This is a genomic window from Mycobacterium sp. E787 (assembly GCF_001668725.1).
GTDB lineage: Bacteria > Actinomycetota > Actinomycetes > Mycobacteriales > Mycobacteriaceae > Mycobacterium.
The window spans coordinates 24,167-31,714 of sequence record NZ_LZKL01000022.1 but is presented as its reverse complement, the minus strand read 5'-3'; the positions used below and the strand labels follow the sequence as shown (position 1 = coordinate 31,714).

9 protein-coding genes and 1 pseudogene are annotated in these 7,548 nt (G+C 68.7%); 4 read left to right on the top strand and 6 right to left on the bottom strand.

The annotated features are described in order from the left end of the window. A pseudogene (locus tag A5705_RS28040) lies at positions 1-193 on the top strand (hypothetical protein); the annotation flags it as partial. A 99-nt stretch (positions 194-292) separates the two neighbouring features. Here the strand turns inward: A5705_RS28040 and A5705_RS03870 are convergent. The 3 genes from A5705_RS03870 to mrf form a co-directional block, all read right to left on the bottom strand. After that, positions 293-1,198, bottom strand: a complete 906-nt coding sequence (locus tag A5705_RS03870) for a class I SAM-dependent methyltransferase (protein WP_068275549.1) — start codon at positions 1,196-1,198, stop codon at positions 293-295. A gap of 80 nt (positions 1,199-1,278) precedes the next feature. Beyond that, positions 1,279-1,572 carry a type B 50S ribosomal protein L31 gene (locus tag A5705_RS03865; RefSeq protein WP_068275548.1) on the bottom strand — a complete coding sequence of 98 codons (294 nt, stop codon included), beginning with the start codon at positions 1,570-1,572 and terminating at the stop codon, positions 1,279-1,281. After that, complete coding sequence (mrf, locus tag A5705_RS03860) at positions 1,569-2,768, bottom strand: ribosome hibernation factor-recruiting GTPase MRF (RefSeq protein WP_068275546.1); 1,200 nt, start codon at positions 2,766-2,768, stop codon at positions 1,569-1,571. The genes A5705_RS03865 and mrf overlap by 4 nt, the downstream gene beginning before the upstream one ends. Before the next feature lie 110 nt (positions 2,769-2,878). Here mrf and rpmB point away from each other — a divergent pair, with 110 nt between their 5' ends. Genes rpmB through rpsR form a run of 3 tightly spaced genes read left to right on the top strand, consistent with a single transcriptional unit; the run spans position 2,879 to position 3,546 of the window. Further along, positions 2,879-3,115: a 50S ribosomal protein L28 gene (gene rpmB, locus A5705_RS03855; protein ID WP_068275543.1), complete on the top strand. Its 237-nt coding sequence runs from the start codon at positions 2,879-2,881 to the stop codon at positions 3,113-3,115. After that, positions 3,116-3,280 carry a 50S ribosomal protein L33 gene (gene rpmG, locus A5705_RS03850; protein WP_068275540.1) on the top strand — a complete coding sequence of 55 codons (165 nt, stop codon included), beginning with the start codon at positions 3,116-3,118 and terminating at the stop codon, positions 3,278-3,280. Between the two features lie 2 nt (positions 3,281-3,282). After that, a complete protein-coding gene (gene rpsR, locus A5705_RS03845; RefSeq protein ID WP_068275532.1) occupies positions 3,283-3,546 on the top strand; it encodes a 30S ribosomal protein S18 in 264 nt (87 codons plus the stop codon). A 401-nt stretch (positions 3,547-3,947) separates the two neighbouring features. Here the strand turns inward: rpsR and A5705_RS03840 are convergent, their stop codons facing one another. The 3 genes from A5705_RS03840 to A5705_RS03830 all read right to left on the bottom strand — a co-directional run bounded on the left by A5705_RS03840 (position 3,948) and on the right by A5705_RS03830 (position 7,548). Further along, positions 3,948-4,685 carry a TIGR03943 family protein gene (locus tag A5705_RS03840; protein ID WP_068275525.1) on the bottom strand — a complete coding sequence of 246 codons (738 nt, stop codon included), beginning with the start codon at positions 4,683-4,685 and terminating at the stop codon, positions 3,948-3,950. Beyond that, positions 4,685-5,677: a permease gene (locus tag A5705_RS03835; RefSeq protein ID WP_068275523.1), complete on the bottom strand. Its 993-nt coding sequence runs from the start codon at positions 5,675-5,677 to the stop codon at positions 4,685-4,687. The genes A5705_RS03840 and A5705_RS03835 overlap by 1 nt, the downstream gene beginning before the upstream one ends. A gap of 86 nt (positions 5,678-5,763) precedes the next feature. Continuing rightward, positions 5,764-7,548, bottom strand: a complete 1,785-nt coding sequence (locus A5705_RS03830) for a PPE family protein (protein ID WP_082956281.1) — start codon at positions 7,546-7,548, stop codon at positions 5,764-5,766.

Below are 7,548 nucleotides of genomic sequence, written 5' to 3'. Positions count from 1 at the left end.
GATCGCCGCCGACGGCGGACTGCTGCTGGGTCTCCTCAAGCCGCATGTCAAAGCGAGCGTTTTCATCAGCGCGATCAGCTTCGCGATTTATGCCGTGGTCCGGCTGGCCGGTCCGGGCTTCCGCCAGGCCGTCGCCGGTCGCCGCGCGGCCAAGTGGATGGCTTCCAGCCGTGGCGAGCTCGCGAGCAAGTAACGCTTGCCAGCGAGCCGGCTGGCACCGCGCCGCGCGCGTGGCCGGGCGATCACCGCGTCGGTTCGGTGATCAGCTCCATCGTTAGTTCGCCGGGCAGGCTCATGCCTTGATCGCGCTGACCAGAGTGTTGCGGGCAATCATCGGCCCGGCTTCGGTATCCGGGCCGGGAACCGGCCGACGGTTGTCGCGGAGATAATCGGCCAGTGGAGTGCCGACCGCGGTCCAGCCTCGCCGGCCGAACCACTCGGTGGCCGGCGCGCACCGCTCGTTGTAGACCAATTGAAAGAACAGGCGCTGGTTGCCCTCAGCGGCGGCCGCGCGTTCCTCCTCGACGGCAGCCTCGAACTCGTCCGGCTCGAGCGGGGCTCCGTCTTCGATCGCGACGTGGCTGCCGTGGCCGGCGAGGCCGTCGATGCCGGTGAACAGCTGCTCTTGGGCGGCGGCCGGCAGATAGATCAGCAGCCCCTCGGCGATCCACGCGGACGGCTTGGCAGCATCAAAGCCGCTGTCCCGCAATGCTTGTGGCCAGTCGTCCCGGAGATCGATAGCGATCTCGCGGCGCTCGGCGCGCGGTCGGGCGCCATGGCTGGTGAGCACCTCCCGCTTGAAGTCGAGCACCTGCGGGCGGTCCAGCTCGAAGATCGTGGTCGCCGCGGGCCAGTCCAGCCGGTAGGCGCGAGAGTCGAGTCCCGCCGCCAGGATGACCACCTGCCGCACCCCCGCGTCGGCGGCGCGACCGAAATATTCGTCGAAGTACTTGGTCCGCGCGGCCTGAAAGTTGACGAAATGCGCACCGAAGTCGGCGCTCTTCAGCGGGTGGTCGGGCTCTTTGCCGTCGAGGACGTCGGCCGCGGGACCGCCGACGGCGCGGCAGAACAGCTCCGCGTACGGGTCGACGGCCAGCGGGTCCGGCTTTTGCGCCTCGAGCGCTCGCGCCGTCGCTACGAACAGCGCGGTCGAGCCGACACTCGTTGTGATGTCCCAGGTATCCCCTTCGCTACGCACTCAACCGAGGCTAGCCGAATCGGCGGGGGGCCATCGCCCGGCTCGGGTCGGTGGCTCGGGCGCGACGGCGACGAGGAGGTTCACCGACCGGCGTCGGCACCGCCCTCGGGTCGGGGCTTTTGCCGGCTACCGTAGCGGCGGCGGAATTTCTCCACTTGTCCGGCGGTGTCCACGATCCGGCGCCCGCCGGTCCAAAACGGGTGCGAAGCGGAGCTGACTTCCACGACGACGAGCGGATAGGTCTCGACCCCGTGCGGCGTCTCCCACTCGACGGTGCGCGAACTTGTCATGGTCGATCGCGTCAGGAACATCGAGCCGGTGTTGGCGTCCTGGAAGACGACGGGGTGGTAATCGGGGTGGATGCCCGGTTTCATGCGCGGTCTCCGTCCTGGGTGTCGTGGGCAACTGCGTCTTGGGCGTTTTCGGCCGGCGCTTGGCAAGGGTCTTCGTGCCAGTCGCCGAACGGATCGTCGTAGTGCAGCCAGTCCTGCGGGGATCGGAACTCGTCGTCGGTGAGCAGCGCGTCGCCGAGGGCGTCGACGACCTGCGCAGGTTGCGCACCGCACACCAGCACCGTCATCGCCGTGTGGCGATCGCCGTGCCGGTCGTCCCACCTCAGCTCGGCGAAGGCGCGTCGTTCCGCATCGATATCGGCTAGCTCGGGGCCAGTCAGGGCGGCCAGCCATTTGCCGGCCGAGCTCACCCGCAACCCGCCGCCGGCCGATTCCAACCACATCGCGTGGTCGGGCCGGCTCGCCAGCCACAGCCGTCCCCGGGTTCGGATGACTCCGTCCAGTAGCACGTCCAGAGAGGCGTGCAGGCGCTGCGGGTGGAACGGACGCCGGGCATTGAACTCGACGAGGTTGATCGGGCCCCGGGAATCCAGGGGCGGCTCACCGGCCAGCAACGGAGCGTGCGGGTCGTCGCTTCGGCCTCGCCGCGCGTCGCGGTCCAGATTGCGCAGATCGTGCTCGATGCCGTCGGCGCCCACCCTGATGCGGGCACGCGGTGACAGCCGGCGCAGCGCGGCAGCCACGAAGGGATCGGGGCGGTTCAGCACGACGACGTCGGCGAATTCGGCCTGTGCGACAACCACCTGGGCCCACGTACGTCCGTCGTCGAGTTCCGCCTCACCGAGGGCCTGGGTCAGCCACACCGACGAATCGACGCAGGTCACCACCGCGGCGATCGACACATCGAGGGCCGCAGGTCCGTCGACGTAGCCCGGCGCCGCGCGCACCCGGACATGGTCGATCGCCACGCAGATCGGTTCGGGTTCCAGCCACGGCGAAAGGCGCACCACGATTCGGTCGACGTCGTCGCGGCGGTGCAGCTGACGCAGCAACACCATCAGGTCGTTGCGGATGGTGCACGACGCACACCCGTGTGAGAGTGCCAGCGGACTGTCCGCCGTTGTCAATTCCCCGTGGTGCAGGATCGCGGTCGTCCGGCGCACCACCTGACCGTCGAAACGGTGCATGACGACCAGCGTCCCGGGGGTGCGCAGCAGTGCGCCCACGACGGGGTCGGTGTCCGTCTGGCCCGCGACCAGGATGACGGGCGTCCGCATCGGCGTCCTTATCGGTAATGATTTTCAATAGGCCTATCGGTACGGTACCGTGTCCGACAGTGATTGTCGAAAATCATTTTCAATAAGAGTTTGCGTCGAGGAGGAGCCGAGTGTCCGCTCATTGCCAAGTGACCGGCCGGGTACCAAGTTTCGGCAACGCGGTCTCGCACTCCCATCGCCGGACCCGCCGGCGCTGGTCACCCAACGTCCAGCTCAAGACGTACTACCTTCCGTCGGAGGGCCGCCGCATTCGGCTGCGGGTCAGCGCCAAGGGCATCAAGGTCATCGACCGCGACGGCATCGAGGCAGTCGTGGCGCGGCTGCGCCGGGAAGGGCAGCGGATCTAAATGGCGCGCAACGAGATTCGACCGATCGTCAAGCTGCGCTCCACGGCGGGCACCGGCTACACCTACATCACCCGCAAGAACCGCCGCAACGACCCGGACCGGCTGGTGCTGCGGAAATACGACCCGGTGATTCGCCGCCACGTCGACTTCCGAGAGGAGCGCTGAGCGTGGCCAGGAAAGCTCAGCGGCCGCGCCGTACCCCTCACCCGGCAGGAAGGTCACCCAAAAAGAACCTGCTCGCCAGCCTCGGGCTCAGCGTCGTCGACTACAAGGACACCGCCGCGCTGCGGGTGTTCATCTCGGAGCGCGGGAAAATTCGCTCCCGGCAGGTCACCGGCCTGACCGTCCAGCAACAACGGCAGGTCGCCACCGCGATCAAGAACGCGCGCGAAATGGCGCTACTGCCCTACCCGGGACCGGCGGCACGTTGACGTCCGAGCGCCGCGGTACCGACCGCCCTTTCACCGTCGTCGTCTGTGCCGCCTGCCCGGCCGACCACGAATTGTCGGTCATCGAGGAACTGCGTCCGGCCATCCGGCGCTGTCCGCGCGCCATGCTGGTCGCCGCCCAGTGCGTGCTCGGTCCAGTCACATGTGCGTCTCGCCCGACCGGATGCGGGGTGATGGCCCTTGTCCAGCCTTGCACCAAGGATCGGGAAGCCTGCGGACCACCGCATTGGGTCGGCCCCATCACCGACAGCGGCGAGGCAGCGGCCCTGCGCGATTGGCTAGAGCGCGGGCAGTGGGAAAACACGCCGGTGCCAAGAGCACTCGGTCGACATCAGTTTTGGACCCGCAACGCCGGTCGAACCAATTGAGGTGACGACGACTGATCAATGGGGATAGTCGTAGGGGTTGGCCGGGGCATTGATGCGAGTGACCGCAGTGGCCTGCAAGGTCGGGATTGGGGCTGAGGAAGTCGATTGCCGCGGCGTGACTTCGCCCTCAACCCGAAGCCAGGTGTTGTCCGGCAGTCCCGCGGCTTGCGAGGCGGCCGGACCCCTCAGATGGATCCGCGCCAGTTGGGCGTCGGCCGCGCAGCAGATGATGACGACGCGGCCAAGGTCAACGCCCTGCGCCTCGTTCAACACAAAGCCGGTCACGGTGATCGGCCGATTGTTCAGCGAGCCGGTGGTGTCCTGAGCTTCGCGCATGAGCACCTCCGGCAGCGACAGTTCGGGAGCCCTGCCAGGGGGCAACGGCGGAAACGCCCGATTCAGAACGTCATTGGACACCGCTGTCACGGACGGCGCGGCGGCCGACGGCCGCAGCGCCGGTGGCGTGACGAAACACAGCGCCATGATCGGAACTACCAGCAGCCACACGATGCCGCGCCTATGGCTGTGGCCGTGATCCTCGCCGTGATCGCCAGGCCCGCTAGTCCGTGGACCGCCGCGGCGGATATCGCCGAGCATCGCGACGAGCGCCAACCCGATGAGCAGCACCGCCGAGGCGACCAGCCACGGCAGCAGCCCCGGCTTGACGTAGCGGGTGAACTCACCCGTGATCGTGACCATGACGATGCTGATGCCCACCACGAGCAGCACGGTGTTCTCGGTTTCGCGGCTCATCACCTGCCACCCAAAACGAACAGCCCGACACCACAGGCGCATGCGATCGCGACCAGGAACGTGCAGGGGGCGAAGCGGGCGGCAAAAGCCCGGCCGAACATCCCCGCCTGCATCGCGAACAGCTTGACGTCGACCGCCGGGCCCACAACCAGAAACACCAGCCGGGGCAGCAGCGGCACCATGATCATGCTGGCGGCCACGAACGCGTCGGCCTCCGAACACAGGGCCAGCACCACCGCCAGGGTCGCCATCACCACAACACCCAGGACCAGGTTCGACGCCAGATGCGCCAGCACCCAACGCGGCACCAACACATGAAGCGCCGCCGCCGCGGCGGCGCCCACCACCAAATACGAGGCGGCCTGCAGGAAGTCGTGCCTTGCCGCCTCGGTGAACACCGTCCACCGCGAATCGGTCCGGCATCCGGAAGCGGGCAACCGGCGGGTGATCCATTCCGCGCGACCCCAGCGTGACCATGCCCAGCCCATGATCACCGCGGTCAGCAGCGACGCCCCCATGCGCGCTACGACCATCTTGGGCGCACCGGGAAACGCGACCGCGGTGGCCACGAGTACCACCGGGTTGATCGCCGGCGCGGCCAGCATGAACGTCAACGCAGCCGCCCCTGTGGCCCCGCCCTCACCGAACAGTCGCCGCGCCACCGGAACCGAACCGCATTCACAGCCCGGCAACGCCGCCCCGCCGACGCCGGCTGCCAACACCGCAATGGCCGGACGGCGCGGGAGCCAGCGCGCCAATCGTTCCGGCGACACGAACACCGCGATCAACCCGCTGACCACCACGCCGAGCGCCAGGAATGGAACCGCCTGCACGAACACCCCACAGAAGACGGTGCCCGCCGTCGATGACGTCGGATTGAGCGCGACCGCGTTCCGCAGCTTGGTCGCCGCGAAGGCGCCGACGAGCAGGATGCCCACCAGCACTTCCATCGACCCGACGCGCAATCCGCGCCGTGACTTCAGCGTCGTCACCGTCTCAGTATGTCAGCGCCCGGACGCCCGCACCGGAACCTGCGGGTGGCGCGGCGACGGATCGCGATCGCTTTCGTTGTTTGAGGTCATTCGGTGTCACGCGCCCCGTTACCGCCCTCGGGGGCGTCGCCCGGGTTCCACGTGCCGGGCATCATCGGCATCTTCGGGCCGCCGCCGAACTCGTCACCGGCCAGCGTGGTCAGCCCCGCCGCCCCGGCGGCCGACTCCTTGACCGCCGTGCCGGCGAACCCCAGGCTTCCCGCGCCCCGGTCAGACGCCGAAGTCGGCCCGCCCGCCGGTGCGCCCCAGTCGGGGTCGACGTCGATGTTCATGTCCATGAACTCGTCGCCGTAGCCGCGCTGCCGCGCCCTTTGCCGACGGCGCGCCCGCGCCGCCTCCCGCGCGCTGGCCGCGGCCGCCGCAGCGACGCTGCCGGCTGCTGCCGGCGCCTTCCTTTTGGCGCTCGATGCGGCGCTGGAGCGCGCGCTCGAGCTCAGCCCCATGCCGGACACCACGTAGGGAGGGGCAAACCCCGCGGGACCCGCGGCTGCAGGTGGCGGCGGTGGCGGCGCCAGGCCTGCGGGAGGGGCGGGGCCGGCGGGCGTGGCCGTGGGCATGGGCGCGGGCGCCGGTGCCGACGCAACGGTCGTCGCGGGCGCCGCCAAAGCCGGGGCCATCGCAACGGCCGGCAGGGGCGCGGCGATGGGCACCACCGCCGGCGCCGCGGCTTGAGGGACGGCGGCCAGCGCGCCCAGCGCCCCAAGGCCGCCCGCTGCCGCGAGCGGGGTAGCCGCCACCGCGGGGATGGCGGCGTACACCGCCTGGAAGGGCACACCGAGCGTGAAAGCGAATTCCTCTATGTGAAGCGGAAAATCGAACAGTTGCCAGCTGATCAGGTACTGAAATGCCTCTACCGGATTTTGCACCAGGTAGGTGCCGAACTGTTGAAGATCCTCAAAGACTTCGAGGGATCGAGCGATCCACCATCCCACTGTGGTCGGATCCGTATAGGCGTCGTAGGTCATTCCATTGACCATGCCCATGCTGGGATCCCAATTGATCCCGAAGTTCTGCAGGATATTCGAAACCCATTCATCCACCGGGTAGTCGAGAAGGGGCGCGTGTACGACCGGGCCATTCCCGATGCCGAATTGCTGCAGACCCTGCACGAACCAGGGCGGGAAATTCGCCGGGTTGGCCGGATCGGTATTCAACGGGTTGGTGAGCAGGCTCTGGTACAACGCCTGGATCTGCTGCAGGAAGCCTTCCAGCTGCTGCACGACGCCCTGGGCGGGGTTGGCGCTAGCCGCCGGGTTGGCCTGCGCCGCCTCGGACTTCACGATCTGCGGCGCCGGCGCGGTTTGCGGCGTCGCGGCCACCGCGGCGCCGGAGACCGCCTGGTAGCCCGCCATCGTGAGGGCCGCCTGAATCCACATCCGCACGTAATCCGCCTCGTTGACGGCGATCGGAATGGTGTTGATCCCAAAGAAATTCGTGGCCAACAGCACCCCGTGAATCGCGTGGTTGGCGGCCAGTTCGGGCAGCGTGGGCATGGCCGCCAATGCGGCGGTATAGCCGGCGGCCACCGTCTCGAGCTGGGCGGCCGCGGCCGCGCTGTCGGCGCTGGCCTGCGTCAACCACGCCAGGTAGGGCACATATGCGGCCGCAAACGATTCCGCGCTTGGCCCCTCCCACGCGCCGGCCTGCACCGACGCCACCAAGGCGCTGAGCTCCTGCGCGACCGACGCGTACTCGGCGCTGAGCGAGTTGTACGCCGACGCCGCCTCCAAAATGGGGCCGGGCCCGGGGCCGGCGCTCAGCAACGCCGAGTGCACCTCCGGCGGCGAGGCCATCCAGACCGGTGCCGTCAT

Bases quoted from the DNA above. Each gene is read 5' to 3' on its own strand.
- A5705_RS03865 (WP_068275548.1), bottom strand. From the start codon at position 1,572: ATGAAACCGGGCATCCACCCCGATTACCACCCCGTCGTCTTCCAGGAC.
- mrf (WP_068275546.1), bottom strand. From the start codon at position 2,768: ATGCGGACGCCCGTCATCCTGGTCGCGGGCCAGACGGACACCGACCCC.
- rpmG (WP_068275540.1), top strand. From the start codon at position 3,116: ATGGCGCGCAACGAGATTCGACCGATCGTCAAGCTGCGCTCCACGGCG.
- A5705_RS03840 (WP_068275525.1), bottom strand. From the start codon at position 4,685: ATGAGCCGCGAAACCGAGAACACCGTGCTGCTCGTGGTGGGCATCAGC.
- A5705_RS03830 (WP_082956281.1), bottom strand. From the start codon at position 7,548: ATGACGGCACCGGTCTGGATGGCCTCGCCGCCGGAGGTGCACTCGGCG.